This window comes from Oceanobacillus luteolus (genome assembly GCF_023715655.1).
Classification (GTDB): Bacteria; Bacillota; Bacilli; order Bacillales; family Amphibacillaceae; genus Oceanobacillus; species Oceanobacillus luteolus.
The window spans coordinates 32949-55561 of the sequence record NZ_JAMBON010000010.1 but is presented as its reverse complement, the minus strand read 5'-3'; the positions used below and the strand labels follow the sequence as shown (position 1 = coordinate 55561).

The window sequence follows — 22613 nt, the reverse complement described above, 5'->3', positions numbered from 1 at the left end:
GGTGTATTGAATACGAATAATCCATTAGCACGGATGGTTGCTAAAATACGTAATAATTCTTCGCCACTGGGGATGATTGGATTGGTCATTTTTGCCATCATCGTCCTATTGGCCATTTTTGCTCCGTGGATTGTCCCGCATAATCCATTTGCAATTGATGCAACAAAACGTCTGATTCCTCCGTTCTGGGTGGAAGGTGGGTCGACTACCTATATTCTAGGAACGGACCATGTCGGGAGAGACATTTTAAGCAGGCTTATCTATGGTGGCCGTGTGTCCCTGCTCGTCGGATTGTTTGCTGTCATCATTTCAGGAGCGATTGGACTTTTACTAGGTTTACTATCAGGATATCTAGGCGGAACTTGGGTGGACCACGTGTTGATGCGGATTGTCGATGCGATTTTGGCGATTCCTACATTGCTGCTCGTTCTTGTTGCCGTCGTTGTGTTTGAACCTGGGCTGATGACGCTGATTCTTGTGATTGGTCTAACAAGCTGGCCGCAATATACACGGCTCGTCCGCGGGGAAGTATTAAGTGTCAAAGAACGGGAATATGTCCAACTGGCACAGACGCTCGGGACATCACATACATACTTGTTATCCCGTCATATTTTGCCCAACGTCGTGTCATCCTTTATTGTCGTTGCGACTATTGGAATTGCCTCGGCTATTTTAACGGAATCGTCTCTGAGCTTTCTCGGGCTCGGTGTCCAGCCACCGGATATTACTTGGGGTGGCATGTTGAATGATGGCCGGAATTATATTGCGACAAGTTGGTGGATCGCCACATTCCCTGGACTTGCTATCACCATCACGGTATTAGCGATTACGTTTGTTGGGGATTGGCTCCGGGATGCACTCGATCCTAGACTAAAAACGAGGAGGGGATGGAAATGACTGAACCACTATTAGCCGTGGATCATCTCCAAGTTCAATTTCCTTCACGGGATAAAAGAGAAATCACGGTAGTCGATGATGTGTCTTTCCACGTCAACAAAGGTGAAATCCTTGCGATTGTCGGGGAAAGCGGAAGTGGAAAAAGCATGACATCCCTTGCGATTATGGGGCTGTTAAAAGGTGGTGGACAAGTTACTGATGGTACGATCGAATATCAGGGAAGGAACTTGCTCACCTTATCCAAAAAAGAACGACGAAAAGTGAACGGCAGGGAAATGGCGATGATTTTCCAAGAACCGATGTCGTCCTTGAATCCGATGCTGCGAATCAAGACACAGATTGCCGAGACGTTAAGAATTCACCACCCTGAGCTTTCCAAAAAAGCAATCCAGGAAAAGGTCGTGGATTTATTACGCCAAGTGGAGATTGCAGATGCCGAATCCGTCGCTAACCGTTTCCCTCACCAATTATCCGGGGGCATGCGCCAACGCGTCATGATTGCGATTGCCATCGCAAATGAACCGCAACTATTAATTGCCGATGAACCGACAACTGCCTTGGATGTGACGATTCAAAAACAAATCCTATCTTTATTGAAAGACTTGAACCGTAAAAACGGCATGGGGATTGTGTTCATTACGCATGATTTAAGTGTAGTGGCTGATATTGCGGATCGGGTCCTCGTCATGCGTAAAGGGAAAATCGTCGAGGAAGCGACTGTTTTTGAACTGTTTGACAATCCGCAACATCCGTACACGATCCGGTTATTGAAAGCCATGCCGACGCTGGATATGAAGACTGATACGAAAGATTTACTTCCAGAAGAGACTCATGAGCTGGATGAATTCGAGGATGCCCCTTTTGAACAACTAAGTGAAACCCATTTTGTACGTAGGAAGGAGGCTGCCCGGGATGAAAGCTGAAGAGAAACTGTTGGAAGTAAGTAATTTGAAAAAACATTACGCCAACCAGAAGAATGGTTCGGTCGTAAAAGCTGTAGATGGCGTGAACTTTCATGTGAATCGAGGAGAGACACTCGGTATCGTCGGTGAATCCGGTTCGGGAAAATCAACAGTTGCGAAAATGATTATGCAACTGGAAAAACCGACGAAAGGGGACATCCTTTTTCACGGAAAACCGATAACTAGCTTATCCCGTCCGGAGAAAAGGAAGCTGCAAATTATTTTCCAAGATCCTTATGGCTCGCTTAATCCAAGGATGAGGGCAAAAGATATCGTCACCGAACCGCTTTTCATTCATGAAAGGATGCCGAAAAGGGAACGATACGAGAAGGCGCTCGAACTTCTAGAGGAAGTCGGATTAGGGAAAGAGCATCTCAACCGTTTTCCGCATCAATTCAGTGGAGGACAAAGGCAACGACTCAGTATTGCCCGGGCAATAGCTTTAAAACCAGACCTAATTGTCTGTGATGAAGCTGTTTCCGCATTGGACGTATCGACGCAGGCGCAAATTTTACATTTACTTGATACGTTACAGAAGACATATGGGATTGCCTATATTTTCATCGCGCATGGATTGCCGGCTGTCCGGCTCATCAGCGACCGGATTGCCATCATGTACAAAGGGAAGATTGTTGAAACCGGCAGTCGCGATGAAATATTTGAAAATCCACAACATGATTACACGAAAACATTACTTAACGCAGTTCCACCATCTCACCCAAAGTTTAGGGAAGAGATGAAATAATTGAAGGAGGAAATGACAACATGAAAAAGTTTAAAGCACTCAGCATGATGCTCATCATTACGATGTTGCTTGCCGCTTGTGGTTTTACTGATCCAGATGAAGAACCTAAAAATACAGAAGGAAGCGAAACAACAGATGGCTACTCTTTACTGACCATTGCCAATCCTGCAGATATTACGACGCTTGACCCGCAAAACAATAATGTCATCACAACGTCAGCAGTCCTTGTGAATATCTACAATAAATTGGTGAAGCGTGATGCTTCAGGGGAAATCGTTCCAGATCTTGCGACAGGTTGGGAACAAATGGATGATACAACTTGGGAGTTTACATTGACAGAAGGAGTAACTTTCCATAATGGTGATGATTTCACTGCAGAAGATGTGAAATTCTCATTAGAACGGGTTGCGAATGACAACACACTACAGCAATACTCTGTATTCAACAAAATTGCCGAAGTGAAAGTGGTGGACGATCATACGGTACATATCGTTACAGAAGAAGCTGATCCACAATTATTAAGCAGACTATCAACCGTTGCAGCAAGCATTTTCCCTGCTGCTCATTTTGAAGAAGTGGGGGCGGAAGAATTTTTCCAACATCCTGTAGGAACAGGAGCTTATCAATTCTCTGATTGGAAAAAAGATAATTATGTAGAGCTGACGAGATTTGAAGATTATTTCGAAGGTGAGCCAAATTGGGAAAAAGTTCACTTCACTGTCGTTCCAGAAGACTCAACGAGAGTGGCGGAGCTATTGACGAATGAAGTGGATATCGCCTTTAATATTCCAACAGCAGATATTGATAGAATCAATGACAATGACGGAACGCACGTGAAATTAGAACCGATTCAACGTGTGATTCAGCTTTGGTTATCAACAGAAGAGGATGCACCTACTGCTGACCCACGAGTTCGTGAAGCAATTGATCTTGCCATCGATAACCAAGTGATTATTGATGAAATTTTATTAGGTGCAGCTACACCGACAAGAACGCATGTTACTCCAGGAAACTTCGGTGCAAATGAGTCCCTTTATGATACGTATGAGTATGACCCAGAGCGTGCCAAGGAATTATTGGCAGAAGCTGGATACGAAGACGGAATTACAGTTGATATCTCAGTAAACAACTATTACACAGAAATGGCTGAAGTAGTTGGTGGAATGCTTCAGGAAGTTGGAATTACTGCTAACCTTGAGTTATTGGAGCAAAGCCAATTTGCAAAACGTTTATTCGCTGAAGATTTAGCGGAAGGTGTTTTCGTCGGTTGGGGTAATGATATGTTTGACGGAAGTGTCCTCGAGCTATTTAGAGAAGACAACGTGACGAGTTATGCAAATGAAGAAGTGGATGAATTACTGAATGAAGCAGCCTATAATATGAATGAAGAAGAGCGTAGCGAACAGTACCAGAAAGTACAAGAAATCTTAGCGGAAGACAGAGGTGTTGTTTATCTGTTCCAATTGGAAGGCCGCTATGGTGTGAGTGACCGGATTGATTATACACCAAGACTGGATGAATTATACGTAGTGGATGAAATTACATTAAGTGAATAAGGGGGAGAAATAATGGCAGCATCACTGACATTAATGGAAGCCTACATGGTTGAAACTTTGCTTGCCGCTGGCATGACAAAGTCGGAATTAGTTCATGCGATCAAAACTGCTGACATCGATGCCATTTTGGAGAAAGATGATAGCTTCGATTATCTGAAGTTTGTCCACGAAGTAAAAGATGATCCAGAACGTATCGAACAAGCTATCCTTTCCGGCTATAGCATCAAATTTATGTCTGTTTACGGAATCGAACGTATCTTGAATATTAAATTCAATCTGGAATCAGGGAAAGATTATACATTAGAAGAACATCGATTTTTAGGAATCGAATTGAGTTCAGATGGATTTGCTTCTTTTGAAAACATGCTTTCTCCGAACTGGGTAATCACGAATAAAAAAGAAAATGATTCCAACATCACATTTGATATTGTCCATAAGACACAGTCTTAGACGCCAATAATCCCTCAGCGTAGTATTAGCTGAGGGATTATTTTTTTACTCACTAACCTTAACTTCAATCGGTTCAGAAACTAAGTTCCAATCTTCATCCAACATATGGAAGGTATGCATAGCAAAAACATCCGCTGTCCCTGGTGCGACTGCTGTGATGACATTTTCAGCGACATCGACATAACTTTGACCATCGTACACATAAAGTGAAGTTTCTGCGTTTTCTTTATGTTTTGTGCGATAGTTGACGAAGGTTTTCGCATTAATAGTTGCTGATTTTCCTACTTTTAGATTACGTTTTTTAATTGGTGTTTCAATATAGGTTGGCCCATCCGTCAACCATTGGGTATAGTCTGTAATTGGTCCGATTAAGCCGCTTTTCAGTAAGTTTTTAAATGGCTCTTGATCACGGAATGTCCAGTGCATATTAATTAATCCGCGTTGTCTCATATAGGTGATCGATTCTTTGGAAAGGCTGCCATAGCTTGCGTTCAAACGAGCGCCAATGCTGGTTGCATAGTTTAACATTTGTTCAGCATCTTTAATCCGTTGTTCCGGTGAACCAGGCACCGATGCGGAATAAAGGAAACCGACACTAATATGTGGGGAGATTTCCCTGAATTTCTTAACGCTTTCGATATTAAAGCTCTGCAGGACGACTTTTTCTTCTACGCCGACTTCCATAATTTCTTGAAGTACTTGCTCTTCAATATCTGTTGCCTTTAGCTCAACGAGCAACACTACATCTTTATCCTTGAAGCCTTCTAGAAACTCGCGGAAGGTAGGAACTTTTTCACCGGCAAATTCTTCACCAAAATAGCTCCCGGCATCCAACTCGCGAATTTCTTCCAACGTTAAGTCCGCAACAGCCCCCGTGCCATCTGTTGTCCGATCGACTGTTGCATCATGCATGATAACGATATGTCCATCTTTTGTTTGTTGAATATCGGTTTCAATCAAATCTGCACCTAGTTCATAGGATAGATGGTAGCCTGCCATCGTATTTTCCGGTGCAAGTGAAGGGACGCCTCGGTGAGCGACGACGATTGGACGCTGGATGATCGTGTTTTCAGGGTACTCTCCAAATACTTCCACTGCTTCTTGTGGGTGATTGGTGACAATTCCATCGACCCCGGCATGGATTAAAGCATGAGCGTCATCGCTAATTCCCCAAACAGATATCGCCCGGTTATGGAAATAATAAACCGTATCAATCGAAACATGTCGCTCAGGTAAAACGACCGTGAAGGAGCGACTAATATTAGCATCCTCAACCAACTTTTTCATATCGTGTTTATTGAAATGATTTTTCTCATATAAGATGGCTCCTCGAGCTGTTGGGTACGCAGCTTTAATTTTTTCTAAAACATCAATTTGAGGAGATAAAATATGAACATCCCTTGTTGATGTGGACTCTAAAACTTCAATTACCCCGTCCGTTGCCTGCATATCATTCACTTGAATAATCGGGATGACTTCTCCTCTTATAGCGAGCAACCTATCCGCTAAAGTAGTATCCCCAACCATAACCTCGCCATCTTCATTTACTTCGACAGGAAGGATGACGGATGACACTCCTTCATACGCAGCGATATCATCAAATACTTCACTTGAAATGACCGTTGGTGCATTTACCATATTCGTTTCAGGTTCCACCGGCAAAAAGGCGTTGGAATCTTCAAGTGGTGGCAGGTCTTCTGTTCTTGTAGTGACTTTAACATTATCAAAAGCTACCGTTGCACCAGATACTTGGAATCCAAGATCTCCTTCCAAATACTGATCTGCCATATCCGTATCGATGACGAGCTGTCCATTGACAAATTGTTGGACACGTTCGCCTTTAGCGATGATTTTCATCCGATACGTTTCATCGTATCCAAAATCCTCAGGATAAAATGTCTTCATTGGAACGTTCCAACTGTTCGATTCCGTACGAATGGCGAATTCTAAGCCATTTAATGCAGATGTTCCTTTTCTGGCGGCAAATTGATAATATGGGTAGTCCTCATTTTGGATGCGAAACATTAAAGAAGCCCAGCGTGCATCATTTACTGCTGATTGGAACGTCACATCCGCTTCAAATACGAAATCTCCTATTCCATCTGCAACCGAAAAGATGACACGAGAGGGGGAGGAGATATCCGTTGATGTGAGTTCTAATGCTCCGTCCTTTACCGTTGCAGTACCTTCGATGACTTCAAAACCGTCTGGTAACACATCTGCTTCAAAGTCTTCTTCCAGTAATACATTTTCACTCGCTGAGATAGTCTGCTGACCTAGGAAGCTAGCACATAGAAAGGTGATTGCGAGAATTGGTAGAAACAATAATTTCTTCTTGTCCATGTTTATTCCTCCTTCAGATTAGTTTGTCTATGCTAAATCTATAGAGGTCCGGTTCTTCGTTTTTTTTGATCCCTCCTTTAATAGAAAAAATAATAAAAAAAGACACCAAAGTGTTCCCTGAATAAATCAGGGGTCCTTTAAGGCATCTTCTCTTAGACTCCTACCAAAATATTGTTAAATTTACCATTATTATGATGTGAAAATGCGGAATCGTCTATAGGAAGAATAGCTTATTATGAATAAATGGATAGGAACAATGTCCGAATTTTCTATCTAAACTATATTATTTAATAATTTAGTATTTACAATCAACCAATAATTTGCTAATATGGAATTCAATCGAATATTTCTCAGAGAGCGGAAGAGAAGAGATGAAATGGTACTCCTTTGGAGGAGTATATTTTTCAATCTCTTCTTTTATCATTTCTGAAGAATGTTCGTAAGTTCAAAGGGGGATTAAAATGAAAAGGTTTACAACTTTACTATTTTTATTTGTTTTAGCCTTTGGAATGCTTGCTGCTTGTGCGGAGGATACGGATGGACAAGCTGGAAGTGGCGATGGTTCTTCCGGAGGTGCAATTACGTTATATTCACCTGAAACACCTGATTTAACAAAAGAGCTCGCAGAAAAATATGAAGAATTGTATGGAGAGAAAGTGAATGTCCACTATGCAGGAACAAACGTATTAGTGAACCAGATGATGGCAGAAAAAGAAAATCCACAAGCGGATGTGTGGTATGGTGGTGGCGGTATTCTTCCATTTGAATCTGCAGTTGATAGAGGTATCATCACTCAGTATATTCCAGAGAGTGCAGAGGATTGGGAAGTCGTCGAAAACGGAATCAAGATGAAGCATGAAGATGGATATTATGTCGGTACAGAATTATTCGTGCTTGGCTTTTCTTATAATACAGAACTTGTTTCGGAAGAGGAAGCGCCGAAAACATGGGAAGACTTACTCGACCCGAAATGGGAAGGGAAAATTCAGTTCCCTAATCCAGCAGCGTCAGGTACAGCTACATTAATGGTGCTTAGCTATATGATGCAGCATGGCGAAGAAGAGGGATGGGAGTATTTCAAACAGCTTGCTTCTCATGCAAACTCCGTTCCTGACTCGGGATCTGCCCCGACAAAAGCAGTGGCGATGGGTGAAGCTCATATTGCTGTTGGGTTTGACTTTATGGCATATGAACTTCAAGCAAACGGTGAAACAGTAGATTTCATCGTACCTGATAAAACTCCTATTCTTGTAAATCCAGCTACTCTAGTAGAAGGAGGCCCTAATCCAGAGGGAGGCAAGAAGTTCATGGACTTCTTGTTGGAAGAGGAAGCACAGCAGATTTTAGCAGATTGGTACCATATCCCAATCAACCCAGAAGTAGAATCGAAAACACCATTAAATGTGGAGAGTTTAAAAGAAAATGCAGTCGACTTGGACATTGATTGGGTGAATGAAAACTATGATCGTATCCGTAATGAATGGAACAGTAAAACTAATTAAAGGAAGTTGATAAGTATGGGATCAGTTGTTGTTGAACAACTTAGGAAAGAATTTTCAGGAGTAACAGTACTTCAAGATATAAATTTGGACATAAAAGAGGGCGAATTCTTTGCCCTCCTCGGTCCATCAGGATGTGGAAAAACAACAACGATGAGATGTATCGCAGGTTTTGAAGCGCCAACGAAAGGATCCATCATGATTGGTGGGAAAGATATAGCCAACTTGGCGCCCAATGAGCGTAACTGTGGAATGGTTTTTCAAAGTTATGCACTTTTTCCTCACATGAATGTGTTTGACAATGTTGCGTATAGCCTAAATATAAAGGAACTGAAGAAAAATAATCTGTTTAAAAAGATTGGCGTCTACACTCGGATGCTCAATAGCAAAATCGTAAAATATCCAAAGCATATTACGGAAAAGGTAATGGACATCTTGGAATACGTAGAATTAACGGATCATGCCAATAAGCTTACGAGTGAACTTTCCGGTGGTCAGCAACAGCGGGTTGCACTTGCGAGAGCACTTGTGATGGAGCCTGAAGTGTTGTTGATGGATGAACCATTGTCTAATCTAGATTTAAAGCTTCGGCATACGATGCGTAATACAATCCGGCGCATTCAGCAGGATTTGAAAATCACTACGATATTCGTTACTCATGACCAGGAAGAAGCGATGAGCATGGCCGATCGTATCGCTGTCATGAAGGATGGGAAGATCTTGCAGATAGGAACACCTACAGATCTCTATAGTAAACCGAACACACCATTCATTGCTGACTTTGTCGGTACATCCAACATCCTGCCAGGTGAAGTAGTAGGGACTGAAAACGGGCTTACAACCGTAAAGATTGGCAATCAGCGCATCAAGTCTGCATCACCAACAGATAAAAAGCATGTAGATGTTGTCGTCAGGCCAGAAAATATACAAGTATTAAACGGTGCGAAAGATCAGACAGGAAACACGTTTGAAGGGGAAATATTATTGGCCACATATCTTGGATCGATTGTTCGTTATGATGTGAAAGTCGGAGAACATAACTTACTGGTTGATACAACATACGAGTCCGGCGATAGTATCAAAACGAATGGTTCTACGATTCGATTAAGTGTATCACCTGAAAGGGTGCTGCTCATATGAATAAATTCAAAAAACATTTTGTAGGAATTGGTCTAATCAAGCTATTAATCTATGGATTCTTTCTGTTATTTTTAATCATTCCGCTATTATCTGTATTTCTAGTTGCATTTACAAATCAGCCGATCAATGTATTTGGTTTGCTTATTAGTATGGAACGGATGCAACAGACGATTGACCAGTTTAGAAATGCTTCATTAGATAACTTTAAAGCTTTATTCACGTATGGTGGATACCTTACCGGATTGATAAACAGTCTAAAGTTATCCCTTATCGTTTCATTATGGGTGCTCGTGATTTGTATTCCGATTGCTTATGGAATCGCACGGACGAAGATGCCATTTAAAAAGACGATAGGTGCCCTATGTACGATTCCATTGGTCATCCCGACATTTATTTCTGCATATGCCTTTATCATTATGTTTGGGCGCTCAGGATGGGTCACCTATATTTACGAAAAATTCGGTGGCGAAGGAATGTTGCTCGATCCGTACACGATGACAGGGATTGCGATTGTACAGATTTTCTTCTTTTTCCCTTATGCGCTTTGGCCGATGGTAGCAGCCTTTAAAGTGACGGATGCTTCTTTGGAGGAGGCTTCACGGAATATGGGGGCAAAAGGCTGGCTGACGTTTATTACTGTCACGTTTCCAATTGCATTGCCAGGCATGCTTTCAACGATGCTCGTCATATTTGCTGTAAGTTTTTCCGATTTTGGGACACCGATTATTTTGGCACCGAACGATTTGAACTTAATTGTCGTGGATGCATATCGTGAAATATCTGGATTCTTTAACTGGGGTGGAGCTGCCATCTTGACGGTTATTATGATTGCGGTTGCGGGAGTGGTGTATTGGCTGCAAAACTATCTCTTAAAAGGGAAGAACTATGACATTCTCTCCGGCAAGCCTAAAGAGATTAAATTAAATGATAATAAAGCATTAACGATACCCTTGGCGATATTTTCAAGTCTCGTAGTACTATTACCAATTCTTGCTTTGGCTACAATCATTTTACAGTCGCTGGCTACAACTTGGGGGAAAGATCCGTTACCGAGTGGATATACATTAGAACATTATCGCACCATCTTTACATCATCTTTGGGCAATATCCAAAACAGCTTAATTTTAGCTGGTGGAGCTTTGATTCTTAGCGTCATTATATCCGTGTTTGTTTCCTACTTTGTTGTACGCCATCGTTCCACTACGCTGGATTTTATGACAACTATCCCTTTAATCGTGCCGGGAATCGCATTTGGTATAGCATTAATTCAAACGTTCAATACTGCTCCACTACAACTGACAGGTACTGCGCTGATTTTAATCATCGCTTATAGTATCCGCAGATTGCCATATATGGTTCGTTCTACGGTTGGTACGATGCGGGCAATCAAGCAAGATATTGAAGAGGCGGCAGTCAGTCTTGGAGCGTCGACTTTAACCGCAGCAACTACAGTCGTTGGTCCCTTAATGCTTCCGGGTATTGCGGCTGGCTCGATTTTAGTGTTTGTTACGGTTATTAAAGAAACAAGTATTTCCATCTTGATGGCGCCGGCTAGTTGGGCACCGATGAGTTTAGCTATTTTCCAAAACGTATTAAGGGCAGAGTATTATTCTGCGGCAGCGATGTCTGTCATTCTCGTTGTGATGGTCCTTGTGTTACAAGCTCTCGCTAATAGACTATCAGGAGGAAATAAATCATAGTGCTCCTAAGGAGGGTTAGTTTGAAAAGAGGGTATATCTTTGATTTAGATGGAACGATTTATGTTGATGACCTGTTGATTGATGGCGCAATAGAGGCGATACAGGAATTAAGAAATGATGGTCATAAAATTGTGTTTTTGACGAATAAATCAATTGATACGATCGATAGCTATGTAAAAAAGTTACAAAGGCTTGGGATTGATGTTAGTCATGAACACGTAGTGAACTCGAACTATCTTACTGCCCGATATCTTAGCTCTAGAATGGGTCCAGATGAAAAAGTGATGGTCATCGGGGAACAGCCTTTATTGGATGAACTCGCCGATATGGGGATAGAGGTATCAGATAATGAAACGGAAGTCAGCTACGTTGTATTAGGCTGGGATAGGGACTTCACTTATGAAAAACTGAATCGTGCATTCCAAGCATGGAAAAACGGAGCGGTTGTCGTGGCAACGAATCCTGATCGTACCTGTCCTATTAAAGGAGGACAAATACCGGATTGTGGGGCAATGATCGGAGCGATGGAGGGGGCGACCGGAGAAAAAGTCGATATCATTCTAGGTAAGCCTTCTCCGCTTGCTGCTAGATTTATTGTCGATGACATATTGAAACTGCCGCCTGGTAATTGTTACATGGTGGGAGACCGGTTAGAGACTGATATTCGGATGGGAAATGACTATGGTGTAAACTCTGTTCTCGTGCTAACCGGTATTACAGAAAAAAGTATGGTAAGGCATGCAAAAGACCAACCAGATTTTATTATTGATAGTATTAAAGAATTGCCGAACTTAACTAGAGATTTAGATTCCAAAGCTGCGGATCACCTGCAGACATAGCTAGTGCACCTGCTTCCAGTCCGTCAATAATTTGCTGTTTTTCGCTGATTAACCCTCCTGCAATAATTGGTAGGCGAGTTAGTTTTGTTAAATTGTCAATGATGGATGGCATGATTCCGGGAAGGACTTCTATGGCATCAGGTCTGCTTGCATGGGAGATTTCGATGCCTTTTCTCATAGCGCTTCCATCGATGAGGAAAATACGCTGAATCGTCATGAGACCTTCTTCCTTTGCGAATTTGATTAGGTTGCTTTTCGTTGTAATGATTCCTTTTGGTTGCCAAACATTGGCTATGTATTCGATAGCACTTCTTGTATTGGATAAGCCATCAATAAAATCAACATGGATGAACGTTGTCTTATTATACTTTTTTAATTGATCGAGATATTTTTTAGTAGTTATGAGGTTTCCGGTTAATAGAAATACAATGTTAGCATTGGATTTAGCAGCTAATTCTAAATGATTTTTTTCATTTACAGATGCAATGACTTGAGATTCGACTAGATCGACAATATTATCCAAAAGAATGACCCCCTCATGGTGATTTCTACTATTATATCATAATAGTGATTATTTTAAGAATTTAAAATTCTTCAGTTCGAAGCATAGCATACAGCTATAAAATGGTAGTAACTCGAAAAAATTACTCTCCCTTAAATTGTCCATCTCATAGAGGCGGCAAGAGGGGAGTATTATTTTTATGTTCTATATTCTGTAAACCTGTAAACCTGTTCCTATCTTCCTGCCATGCATACTTCCAACTTTGCCCAAATATAATGAATCTGAACGTTTTTTTATATGAAGTATAAGGCCATACTTTTATATCAACAAAGAATGGGTGGGAAGGAAATGAACAATATGGTTCCAGACCCTTATGTGAATCAGCCGATGATTAGTGACTTTGATTATGAGCCGAATCGTGATCAACTAAGTGTAGTTGTAAAATATATGGGAAAGCCACGAATAGAGAAGTGGATTCTCGGTCAAAGAGGACCACAGCATCCGGCTTTAGAGTTAGATAGAATTACGTTCGCCAGATATGTTACGGGTACTTCGGATTTAATTATCGGCATGGATTTGACGGGGGATGAAAGGGAGCAATTATATCTACTGAAGGAAAATAAAAATCTTATCCCACTGACTGATTCTCCAGAACATGTTCATCGCTATGGGGGCTGCTCCCCTGATGGGAAATGGATTGCCTGGTCCAGCAATCGAAGGAATCAAGCCTTTTTAGATATTTATCTCCAGTGTCTAGAAACATTTGAGATTCATTTATTATTTGCTGAAGATGGAATATTTTCAGTGGCGAAATGGTTTCCGGATGGAAATGCATTATTAGTCAGAAGAGCGAACTCCCCAATGGACCATGATTTAGGAGTTTTATCGCTTGTAACTGGGGAAATCGACTGGATTACAAATCATTCAGATGGAGCAAGTTACCGTGATGTCCATTTCAGTCCATGTGGGGAAATGGTATATTTATTATCCAACAAAGATAGTGAATTCTACGGACTGGCATGTGTTCATCTATCTACGAAAAAGCTGACTTGGCTGCTGCGGGGAAATTGGGATTTCGAAGGATTGGCCTATCATAAGGAGACTAGCTTGTTTGCTTTTACCGAAAATCAAGGTGGAATCTCTAAAGGATATTTATTTGATTTGAAACAAGGGGCTCTTTATACATGGGACACCCCAATGGGTGTAATCACTAATCTCACTTTTTTACCTCGACGAAAAATGCTGCTCTTTCAATTGAATGGGCCGGAACACCCTCAAGAATTATGGGTTCTTCATCTTCCAACCCTACAGACCCAACCGTTAATGAAGTTAAGCAAATCTTTTATAGAAAGAAAACCAATCAAGCCTAGCTTACTATCCTATCGTTCATTTGACGGTCTTAACATCCCATTTTTTTACTATAAGCCAAAGAAAACTTCCAAGAAACTTCCTGTTGTCATCTATCTTCATGGAGGACCGGAAAGTCAAAGCCGAGCTTCCTACCATCCACTCTTGCAATTTTTACTAAGCAAAGGCTATGCTGTCGCAGTTCCTAATTTCCGCGGAAGTACAGGATACGGAAAGACATATACTCATTTGGATGATGGACGGAAACGGATGGATGCAGTAAAAGATGTCATATCCATGGTGGATTGGCTTAAACAAGATTCAAGCATTGATGAAGAGAAAATTGTTATTATCGGGGGAAGTTATGGCGGCTTTTTAACGCTGGCGGCGATTAGTCACTATCCCCAATTATGGGTGGCCGCGGTTGATATTGTAGGAATGTCGAGTCTGCGAACGTTCATCGAAACAACTAGTCCATGGAGGAAGTGGCAAAGAGAAATGGAATACGGTACGGTTGAAGAAGATGGGGATTTTTTTAATCAGATAGATCCTCTACATCATGCTGATGAAATTATAGCGCCCTTGCTAGTCATCCACGGTGTGAATGATCCCCGTGTCCCCATTGGCGAGTCGGAACAAATCGTCCATAAACTGAAGCAACGAGGGCACTCGGTTACATATCATCGGATGGAAGGGGAAGGGCATAAACTAGTGAATCCAGAGAATGAAATTACTGTTTACTCGATGATAGCTGCTTTTTTGAAGCAGTGTATAGGAAAACTATAAAATATTTATCCAAGGCTCTCCATTGTAATGGGGGCTTTTTTTATGGAGAAAGAGTGATTGGTAAGAAAATTTATTGTTAGTATTTGGTGTTTTGTTGCGAGAGGAGGATTCATGATGAATTCCTTCGTGTTGATCGTCGGGGAAGGGGTGCTTGCTGGTTTTGTAAGTGAAGAACTGGCAGCACATCATCTCGTTTTCCGTAAGTCGAATCTCGGGGAAAGTATTCCAAGTAATACAGATTTGGTGCTTATGTTAGATGATGGTTGGAAACCTTCGATACATCAAAAAGCGGAAAAGTTATTACAACAAACGGATACTCCTTGGCTCAGAGGCTTCATTTCATTTGGGGAAGGGGTAGTTGGTCCGTTTGTCCAACCTGGCAAGGCAGGCTGTTCTCAATGTGCGGATATGAGGCGTTTTATGGGCGGGCGTGATCGCACGGAAATGGTGGAAGTACAGCAAAAGCTGGCTGCAGGTGGAGGTATTGGAAGTGACCCGTGGGCTTCAAGAAACGGACTTTTGCAAATGGCTCACCTGATAAACGTGGAGGTACAGAAAGTATTACGGGGTGACCAGGTAGATGCAGACGGAAAGGTTCTTCTCATTGATCTGAAAACACTGAGGACCTCGTCACATTATTTTCTGCCCAATCCGTTGTGTCCAGTCTGCGGTGGATTACCTGACGATACAGAGGAATTAGCCCGAATTCCACTAGAACCAAGTCCGAAAGTCAGTTCCGGCAGTTTCCGCAGCCGTTCATTGGATGAGATGAAAGAAGTTATTGTCACAGACTATTTGGATAACCGTACGGGAGTTTTGAACAGTAAAATCTATGATCTCGTGACTCCATTTGCTGATGTGAGTGTTAATCTGCCGATGTTAGCCGGGGACGAGAGAACCGGTGGCCGAACCCATGTCTATGAAGAAAGTGTATTGACGGCAATCTTAGAAGGGTTGGAGCGATATTGTGGTTTAAAGCCACGTGGCAAACGGACGGTAACCCGTGATAGTTATCGTAATCTGGAAAATCAAGCACTCAATCCTTTGAGTGTCGGCGTGCACGCGAAGGAAAACTATGCGCAACCTGTTTTTCCATTTAAACCGTTTGATCCCGATCGTTCCATCGATTGGGTTTGGGGTTATTCATTGTTGGAGGAGCGTTCCATCCTAGTTCCTGAGCTCCTTGCTTATTACAGTATCGGACACGGAACAGAAGGTTTTGTCTATGAAACTTCTAACGGATGTGCACTTGGGGGAAGTTTAGAGGAAGCCATTTTCTATGGAATGATGGAAGTCATCGAACGTGATTCCTTCCTGATGACTTGGTATGCAAAGCTGAATCTTTCACGGCTCGATCCTTTATCAGCTGATGACGAAGAGTTGGAATTTATGGTCGAACGTATGCGGGCGGTTGCTGGCTATGATTTGTATTTGTATGATGCTACGATGGAACACGGTGTACCTAGTATTTTTGCAATAGCTAAAAACAGAAAGGAAAAGGGATTGAATCTCATCTGCGCAGCCGGCTCCCATCTCGATCCAGTACGGGCAGTGAAAGGCGCGATTCATGAGCTCGCAGGTATGATGCTGAACCTGGATGAAAAATTGGAAGCGAATAAAGAGGAATATGAAAAAATGCTGCATGACTCTTCTTTGGTGAGACAAATGGAAGACCATGGCATGCTTTATGGTTTACCGCAAGCAGAAGAGCGTTTAAGTTTTTTGCTTAACAATGATGAACCAATGAGGACATTCAAAGAGTTCAAGTGGAAGTCGAATCATGCAGACCTTACCGAGGATTTGCAAGATATCCTTCAGGCGTTTCAAAAGTCTAACCTTGATGTTATTGTAGTGGACCAGTCGACACCGGAAACGTTACGAAACGGATTGTATTGTGTAAAAGTACTGATTCCAGGGATGCTGCCAATGACATTTGGGCAGCACCTTACTCGCCTCACAGGACTGGAGAGGGTACTCCGCGTCCCAATGGAGCTTGGGTATACGGAACAACCGTTGACACCAGAGCAACTGAATCCCTATCCGCACCCGTTTCCCTAAGGCTGATGAGGAGGTAGAAGATGAATCTGGAAGAGTTTTTACACAATCTGCAGTTTGATATTGATAAGGCAAATCAGCCAAATGTGGAAGTGGATTGGGACGATGCACCACTAGCATATAAAATCTACCGTGGATTACCGGCTGTTCCATTGTCTTTGGAAGTGCCGTTGATGCTAACTGGAGGAGAACCTCCTGCCAAACCAAATCTTCATCGAGTCGGTCATTTTCTCTGGTATGTATTCGGTACGACGCAATGGAGCCAATCGGTCTTCCCAGCAGATTCCAAGGAGCAAGATTCCTATCCTTTACACTCTTATCGGCGGTTTGCTCCATCTGGTGGGGCGCTGTACCCTAACGAATTGTACGTGTATCTGAAAGTGGAGGAACTCCCTGATGGAGTCTACCATTATGATGCAGCACACCATCGGCTCGTATTATTGCGCGAAGGAGATTTTGATTCTTATTTATCCAAAGCCCTCGGCAATCGCTGCGACATCTCCTCGTGTTTTGGTACAGTTTTTGTCTCGACCATGTTCTGGAAAAATTTCTTTAAATACAATAACTTTGCCTATCGACTTCAAGGCTTGGATGCTGGTGTGCTTATGGGACAATTATTGGAGGTAACGAAAAGGTTTGGCTATGCCTCAGGTGTGTACTTTCAATTTCTTGATTCCGCGATCAATCATCTGTTGGGACTATCTGAAATGGAGGAGAGTGTATATAGTGTCATCCCGTTATCGGTAGAAGTAACAAACTGGTCTGCTGATGGAAGGAAGCATAATAAAAATATTACATCGGAACAATTAATCCAGGAGCTGTCAGCAATTCAAACCGAACATTTGGAGCGGTCACAACGGGTCAAAGAATATCCGATGATCACTGCGATGAACGAAGCTTCCAAACTGGCTTCGACAGGCTCATTTCCAGTGTACAGAGGGAAGAAAGACATTGAAATTGAACGGGCTGAGCGTCAAGTGGCATTGCCTCCTGTAAACCCCTTGTCGTATGATTTCGCCGAGGTTTGTGAAGAGCGATTTTCTCCAGACGTGGCTTTTGTTTTAGGAAAAGTGAGCCAAGAACAGTTAGCAACTCTTCTCGTAGAGGCAACGACTGCCTTTTCATACAGAAATGATTTGGATGAAGCGTATAGAAGGGAACCCCGTGTATCTATTTACTGTTGTTTATATAATGTTGAGGGGCATCGGCCCTCGGGATGGGAGGCCACCCGCTTCTTGGATTCGACTCGAATTTGACTGATGAACTATATAAACTAGATGAACAAGGTAAGACCAGTCTAATCCAAATCCCAATTGGTCCCTATCGCCCCAGACCTTGGTTAAAGGGGAGTTTGCGCAGCTGAGGGCATAGGGTCAGACGCTTTATTTCCTCCTAGTTGTAGAACCTACATCTTAGGAGGTTTTTTATTTTTCTGATAGGATAATTATTAAATGACTAGAATTTATTCCCAACCAAAATCATTTACAGATACAATGATTTATACTAATTTAAAGATGGAAGAACAATAATGAAGATTTTTTTCGGATTAATAAGGAGCAATCATAATGAACATCGACGATATAATTACTGCTAGAGAAAAGATGATGGGAACTGTCCATCAAACGAATCTTGAGTACTCCAGTACGTTCAGCAAACTGACAAATAATGAAATTTATTTAAAACTAGAAAACCTGCAAAAAACGGGTTCTTTTAAAGTTAGAGGTGCTTTCAATAAAGTCCATTCCCTAACGGAGGAGGAACTGAAACGAGGGGTGATTGCGGCTTCTGCTGGTAACCATGCCCAGGGAGTTGCGTTTTCTGCAAGTGCATGGAACATTCCATGCACAATCGTCATGCCAAAAGGAGCGCCAATCAGTAAAATTCAAGCGACCGAAAACTATGGCGCAAAAGTCGTTTTAGAAGGTGAAACATTTGATGACGCCAACAACTACGCACGTCATCTGCAACAGGAAACAGGTGCAACGTTTATCCACGCGTTCGATGATGAAGGTGTGATTGTTGGACAAGGCACGATCGGTTTGGAAATCCTCGAGCAGCTACCAGATGTGGACGCTGTCGTTTGTCCGATTGGTGGCGGTGGTTTGATTGCAGGAATAGCCACGGCGATAAAAGAAATCAATCCGAATGTCAAAATATACGGAGTCCAAACAAGCGCAGTTCCAAGCATGAAGCGGTCTGTAGCTGAAAGGAATCCGATCATGGTGAATGCATTACCAACGATGGCTGACGGAATCGCGGTTAAAAAACCGGGTGATAAGACATTTGAAATCGTGCAAAACTACGTTGATGATATCGTTCTTGTCGATGAAATGGAAATTGCGCGTACCATGCTTTTATTGTTGGAAAGAAATAAACTGTTGGTGGAAGGATCCGGTGCAGCAGCACTAGCTTCCCTTATCTACGGAAAACTTCCGTTGGAAAATAAAAATGTCGTATGTCTGGTCAGCGGTGGAAATGTGGATGTCAATTTCATTTCCAAGATTATCGAAAGAGGATTAGTGGAGTCGGGAAGATACACCACATTCAAAGTCATCTTAAACGATAAACCAGGTGAACTCGAACAATTACTGCATGAACTTGCCGTAACGGATGCGAATATCCGCCGAGTTATTCATCATCATGCTGGCAAAGATGTCCTTCCAGGCTACGTCCAAGTGGAAATATCCGTTGAAACGAGAAACAAAGCACATATCGAACAAATTGATTGGATGTTGAAAGAAAAATATATGCATGTAGAGTTTATTTAAAGCTTGACGGAGGAAAGGGGCGGCTTCTGAAGAGGTACGCCCTCTAAATATAAAGGGGTGTAATCAATGGAGCTGCAATTTTCTATTGTTGATTCTCATGAAGAATGCACACATTTCTTAATTGAAGATGAAGATGCCGAGAGATTAAATGCCATTGGAGTAAAAAACGGAAAGCTTTATAATTTGTTTTATGACAAAAAGGCGGACGAACATTTTATCGTAAATGATGATGGAGTGAGCTGTGTAGATATTGAAATCTTGGTCCAAGTTAAAATGCTGCGTCAACATATTTAAGGTGATTTTGAAAAAGCTTCAATCATAATTCCTAGAGTTCCATATAAAAATAACAGACCCTGTACCAAAATTTCATTATCCTCCCTGTTGTAAGAGAATACAGCAGGGAGGTTTTCTATTATTCTACCTTACTCATATAATTTCAGAAATTTACATTTAATATTTGTAGAAAAATGGTATAATTTTCATGTAAATCTCACAAATGGAAATGAACTTGGAAATTACGATACTCTCGGGGGGAATGAAATGAATAAAAAATTGTTTCTTGTCCTTGCTATTATTCTTTTTATCGTCGGAGCCAATTATTTTATAGACCCAGTAGAAATGGAAGAGTCTATTCCAGAAGAATCAGAGGAAATGAAAAAGCTGCAGAAGGAGTTCAATCAATTAAGTTTAGATTACATCAATTTGAAAGCGGAGAAGGAGGATCTGCAAAATCAAATGGAATCCATTCATGCAGATTATTTTGATAGGTATATTCACACATTTGGTTATCAGGATGAATCTCTGGGTGAATCGAGTGAACCTCTTCATGAGGAATTTGGGGAGGATAAGTATGTATCCTTAATAGAGGATGATTTTGGATTTCAATTATTTGTATGGGTAAGAGGTCAGGAATATCCATTTTACATAGATTTCAGTACTTTAAATCAGGAAAACGAATTTGATGTTGGCCCCTTTGTAAGTGGTGAAGATGTGGCTGTTCTGGGTGGTATAGCAACAAATGATCAATTTGAAGATGTTTTTGTATTGCAAGATGATATGAAGCATGGAGCGGATATAATTCAGATTGAAGATGACCTATTTGTCTGGTATAGCATCTTAGATTTTGAGGAAGATGGATCGACTGATAGATTAGCAGGAGTGAGGGTTGAAGTTCATGATTCGAATGGAAAGGTTCTTTGGGAAAAAGCATTGAATGACCCCAGTTGATTTTATGATACAGAACTAACCTAGCTAGAATAAATATCTTTGTATCGGGTCCGATCCTTCAAGGTGATATGCATCCTCTTTTGTTGACAGTCGATAAATGAATAATAAGGGAGAAAAAAATGAAACGATCACTAATCTTTGACATGGATGGAAGACTTTTTCAAACAGATAAGATACTGGAATTATCACTGAATGATGCTTTTCGTTCCATTACCAGAAGTATGGGAGACATTGCTGCCAGATCATTCCGTGGAGGATCGGGAAGAAACGGATGCCTATTTTCTTGAAAGACTCATTGAAAATATAAAAAGTGGAAAAGGTGCCTTATATCCGAACGTTAAAGAAGTCTTCCGTTATTTAAAGGAGAAGGACTGTTCCATTTACATAGCAAGTAATGGGCTGGTGGACTATTTACAAGCGATTGTCGGTTATTATGGTTTGGATGAATGGGTGACAGAAACATTCAGTATCCAGCAAATAGAATCATTAAATAAATCGGATTTGGTTCAAAGTATTATCGAAAAATACAACATAACGAATGGCGCAGTGGTTGGTGACAGACTTTCAGATATAAACGCCGCGAAAGATAATGGTTTAGTCTCCGTTGGTTGCAATTTTGACTTTGCGCGAGAAGAAGAACTAGCTCAAGCGGATTTTGTAATAGATGATTTGAAAGAGCTGCAGAACCTATTACCTAACCTGCGCAAATAGCTGATTGCAACTATAGGAAACGCTAGTCATTCAAACGAAATATGAGGTGAAAAACCGTGGAGATAGAAGAGATCCGACAATCCATTAATGAACTAAGTGAAAGTGACGCAAAGAGTTTTTTATTAAATCTCATGCTTCAAGTAAAAATGATGCAGAAAGCAAAAGATCCCCCTGAGAAAATACTAGAAAACTTGAATTCTGTATTCGATAGATTGAATGAGGTGTCTGAAAGTAAAGGACAGCTTGAGAAAAATTATTCAACCGTTCACCTTGTCTGCGGAGAATCTCCAGCTGGTTCATTACGAGTCGGGCTGGGGCGTGAAAACAAAATCATCGCATTCCCTGATTTCTTTGCGGTAGGACCAATTTGGCAACTTCATAAAGAGGTTGGTCGCAAGAATAGGCTTGAATGGTTGAAGGATCATCTGAATGATTCCGATGACATTTTGGATTGGGAATACAAAATCAAATTTTCCAAAACACTCGCAGAAATAGAGGCCATAGGTGAAGATACACCTATTGTTATTTGGACGGCAGAAAATGCAAACGAACAGGTGGGATTATTGTATTTCCTATACTTGTTAAAGGAAAAAGCGAATGAGATTTTCGTGATCAATACTACACATGCCTATCAAAAACTATTTAAAACGTCTCATTTAGAAGTATTAGATATTCATACAGGCGAAATTAATGGGGAGCAATTAAAAAAGATATATGAAGAAAAATTATCAGCTCCATTAACGGCATCAGATAGGAAACGCTATGAGAGGGAATGGCTTGCATTGTCAGAATCAAGAGCTATCGTCTGGTTGTGGGAAGATAATAAGATCAACATGGTTACAGAAGACTACTTTGATGAGTTTATTGTGGCTACTGCCCGAGATATACATAGAAAGCAAACGGAGAAAGACTTTATTAAATCTGCAAGGCTAATCGGAGAAGTATACGGTACATTTAATCATATTGGTGATGCGTTTCTAGAATATAGAGTGAGAAGTCTGATCTATAAAGGTGTATTTGAAATAAAGGGGATTCCAAAAGCGATGAGATATTACAGTGTAAAGCTGAAGTAATGTCCGGATTCAT

17 protein-coding genes and 2 pseudogenes are annotated in these 22613 nt (G+C 41.4%); 17 read left to right on the top strand and 2 right to left on the bottom strand.

Annotated features, from left to right (window positions below):
• Positions 1 to 6: 6 nt before the first annotated feature.
• Genes M3210_RS08610 through M3210_RS08590 form a run of 5 tightly spaced genes read left to right on the top strand, consistent with a single transcriptional unit; the run spans position 7 to position 4610 of the window.
• A complete protein-coding gene (locus M3210_RS08610; protein WP_251513300.1) occupies positions 7 to 897 on the top strand; it encodes an ABC transporter permease in 891 nt (296 codons plus the stop codon).
• The gene (locus tag M3210_RS08605) at positions 894 to 1820 is read left to right on the top strand and encodes an ABC transporter ATP-binding protein (RefSeq protein ID WP_251513297.1); all 927 of its coding nucleotides are present in this window, start codon (positions 894 to 896) and stop codon (positions 1818 to 1820) included. Before M3210_RS08610 ends, M3210_RS08605 begins: the two co-directional genes overlap by 4 nt.
• On the top strand, positions 1810 to 2604 hold the full coding sequence (locus M3210_RS08600) for an ABC transporter ATP-binding protein (RefSeq protein ID WP_251513293.1): 795 nt from the start codon (positions 1810 to 1812) through the stop codon (positions 2602 to 2604). Before M3210_RS08605 ends, M3210_RS08600 begins: the two co-directional genes overlap by 11 nt.
• A gap of 20 nt (positions 2605 to 2624) precedes the next feature.
• Positions 2625 to 4160, top strand: coding sequence for an ABC transporter substrate-binding protein (locus M3210_RS08595; RefSeq protein WP_251513290.1), 1536 nt, complete (start codon positions 2625 to 2627; stop codon positions 4158 to 4160).
• A 12-nt stretch (positions 4161 to 4172) separates the two neighbouring features.
• Positions 4173 to 4610, top strand: coding sequence for a hypothetical protein (locus M3210_RS08590; protein WP_251513286.1), 438 nt, complete (start codon positions 4173 to 4175; stop codon positions 4608 to 4610).
• A 45-nt stretch (positions 4611 to 4655) separates the two neighbouring features.
• Here the strand turns inward: M3210_RS08590 and M3210_RS08585 are convergent, their stop codons facing one another.
• Positions 4656 to 6953: a glycerophosphodiester phosphodiesterase family protein gene (locus M3210_RS08585; RefSeq protein WP_251513282.1), complete on the bottom strand. Its 2298-nt coding sequence runs from the start codon at positions 6951 to 6953 to the stop codon at positions 4656 to 4658.
• A gap of 461 nt (positions 6954 to 7414) precedes the next feature.
• Here M3210_RS08585 and M3210_RS08580 point away from each other — a divergent pair, with 461 nt between their 5' ends.
• From M3210_RS08580 to M3210_RS08565, 4 genes are read left to right on the top strand one after another with little or no spacing between them, the layout of a single operon-like run.
• Positions 7415 to 8455 (top strand): ABC transporter substrate-binding protein, encoded by a 1041-nt coding sequence (locus M3210_RS08580; RefSeq protein ID WP_251513278.1) that lies wholly within the window; start codon positions 7415 to 7417, stop codon positions 8453 to 8455.
• Positions 8456 to 8470: 15 nt separating this feature from the next.
• Complete coding sequence (locus tag M3210_RS08575; protein ID WP_251513275.1) at positions 8471 to 9592, top strand: ABC transporter ATP-binding protein; 1122 nt, start codon at positions 8471 to 8473, stop codon at positions 9590 to 9592.
• Complete coding sequence (locus M3210_RS08570; protein WP_251513271.1) at positions 9589 to 11292, top strand: ABC transporter permease; 1704 nt, start codon at positions 9589 to 9591, stop codon at positions 11290 to 11292. Before M3210_RS08575 ends, M3210_RS08570 begins: the two co-directional genes overlap by 4 nt.
• A 20-nt stretch (positions 11293 to 11312) precedes the next feature.
• On the top strand, positions 11313 to 12131 hold the full coding sequence (locus M3210_RS08565) for an HAD-IIA family hydrolase (RefSeq protein WP_251513267.1): 819 nt from the start codon (positions 11313 to 11315) through the stop codon (positions 12129 to 12131).
• Here M3210_RS08565 and M3210_RS08560 read toward each other — a convergent pair.
• Positions 12088 to 12654 carry a glycerol-3-phosphate responsive antiterminator gene (locus M3210_RS08560; RefSeq protein WP_251513263.1) on the bottom strand — a complete coding sequence of 189 codons (567 nt, stop codon included), beginning with the start codon at positions 12652 to 12654 and terminating at the stop codon, positions 12088 to 12090. The genes M3210_RS08565 and M3210_RS08560 overlap by 44 nt on opposite strands.
• 327 nt (positions 12655 to 12981) lie before the next feature.
• On the opposite strand from M3210_RS08560, the gene M3210_RS08555 reads away from it, so the two are divergent.
• The 8 genes and pseudogenes from M3210_RS08555 to M3210_RS08520 all read left to right on the top strand — a co-directional run bounded on the left by M3210_RS08555 (position 12982) and on the right by M3210_RS08520 (position 22600).
• Positions 12982 to 14766: a S9 family peptidase gene (locus tag M3210_RS08555; protein ID WP_251513261.1), complete on the top strand. Its 1785-nt coding sequence runs from the start codon at positions 12982 to 12984 to the stop codon at positions 14764 to 14766.
• A 114-nt stretch (positions 14767 to 14880) separates the two neighbouring features.
• Positions 14881 to 16824 carry a TOMM precursor leader peptide-binding protein gene (locus M3210_RS08550; RefSeq protein ID WP_251513257.1) on the top strand — a complete coding sequence of 648 codons (1944 nt, stop codon included), beginning with the start codon at positions 14881 to 14883 and terminating at the stop codon, positions 16822 to 16824.
• 20 nt (positions 16825 to 16844) lie between these two features.
• Positions 16845 to 18184: pseudogene (locus tag M3210_RS08545) on the top strand (SagB/ThcOx family dehydrogenase).
• Between the two features lie 199 nt (positions 18185 to 18383).
• On the top strand, positions 18384 to 19589 hold the full coding sequence (gene ilvA / locus M3210_RS08540) for a threonine ammonia-lyase (protein WP_251513398.1): 1206 nt from the start codon (positions 18384 to 18386) through the stop codon (positions 19587 to 19589).
• Positions 19590 to 19655: 66 nt separating this feature from the next.
• Complete coding sequence (locus M3210_RS08535; protein WP_251513256.1) at positions 19656 to 19883, top strand: hypothetical protein; 228 nt, start codon at positions 19656 to 19658, stop codon at positions 19881 to 19883.
• A gap of 246 nt (positions 19884 to 20129) precedes the next feature.
• Complete coding sequence (locus tag M3210_RS08530; RefSeq protein ID WP_251513254.1) at positions 20130 to 20816, top strand: hypothetical protein; 687 nt, start codon at positions 20130 to 20132, stop codon at positions 20814 to 20816.
• 119 nt (positions 20817 to 20935) lie between these two features.
• Positions 20936 to 21527 (top strand): annotated as a pseudogene (locus tag M3210_RS08525) (HAD family hydrolase).
• 56 nt (positions 21528 to 21583) lie between these two features.
• Positions 21584 to 22600 (top strand): DUF1835 domain-containing protein, encoded by a 1017-nt coding sequence (locus tag M3210_RS08520; RefSeq protein WP_251513251.1) that lies wholly within the window; start codon positions 21584 to 21586, stop codon positions 22598 to 22600.
• Positions 22601 to 22613 lie beyond the last annotated feature (13 nt).

Coding starts and splice junctions, on each gene's coding strand:
- M3210_RS08570 (WP_251513271.1), top strand. CDS start 9,589: ATGAATAAATTCAAAAAACATTTTGTAGGAATTGGTCTAATCAAGCTA.
- M3210_RS08535 (WP_251513256.1), top strand. CDS start 19,656: ATGGAGCTGCAATTTTCTATTGTTGATTCTCATGAAGAATGCACACAT.
- M3210_RS08595 (WP_251513290.1), top strand. CDS start 2,625: ATGAAAAAGTTTAAAGCACTCAGCATGATGCTCATCATTACGATGTTG.
- M3210_RS08590 (WP_251513286.1), top strand. CDS start 4,173: ATGGCAGCATCACTGACATTAATGGAAGCCTACATGGTTGAAACTTTG.
- M3210_RS08580 (WP_251513278.1), top strand. CDS start 7,415: ATGAAAAGGTTTACAACTTTACTATTTTTATTTGTTTTAGCCTTTGGA.
- M3210_RS08550 (WP_251513257.1), top strand. CDS start 14,881: ATGAATTCCTTCGTGTTGATCGTCGGGGAAGGGGTGCTTGCTGGTTTT.
- M3210_RS08585 (WP_251513282.1), bottom strand. CDS start 6,953: ATGGACAAGAAGAAATTATTGTTTCTACCAATTCTCGCAATCACCTTT.
- M3210_RS08575 (WP_251513275.1), top strand. CDS start 8,471: ATGGGATCAGTTGTTGTTGAACAACTTAGGAAAGAATTTTCAGGAGTA.
- M3210_RS08605 (WP_251513297.1), top strand. CDS start 894: ATGACTGAACCACTATTAGCCGTGGATCATCTCCAAGTTCAATTTCCT.
- M3210_RS08555 (WP_251513261.1), top strand. CDS start 12,982: ATGAACAATATGGTTCCAGACCCTTATGTGAATCAGCCGATGATTAGT.
- M3210_RS08600 (WP_251513293.1), top strand. CDS start 1,810: ATGAAAGCTGAAGAGAAACTGTTGGAAGTAAGTAATTTGAAAAAACAT.
- M3210_RS08530 (WP_251513254.1), top strand. CDS start 20,130: ATGAATAAAAAATTGTTTCTTGTCCTTGCTATTATTCTTTTTATCGTC.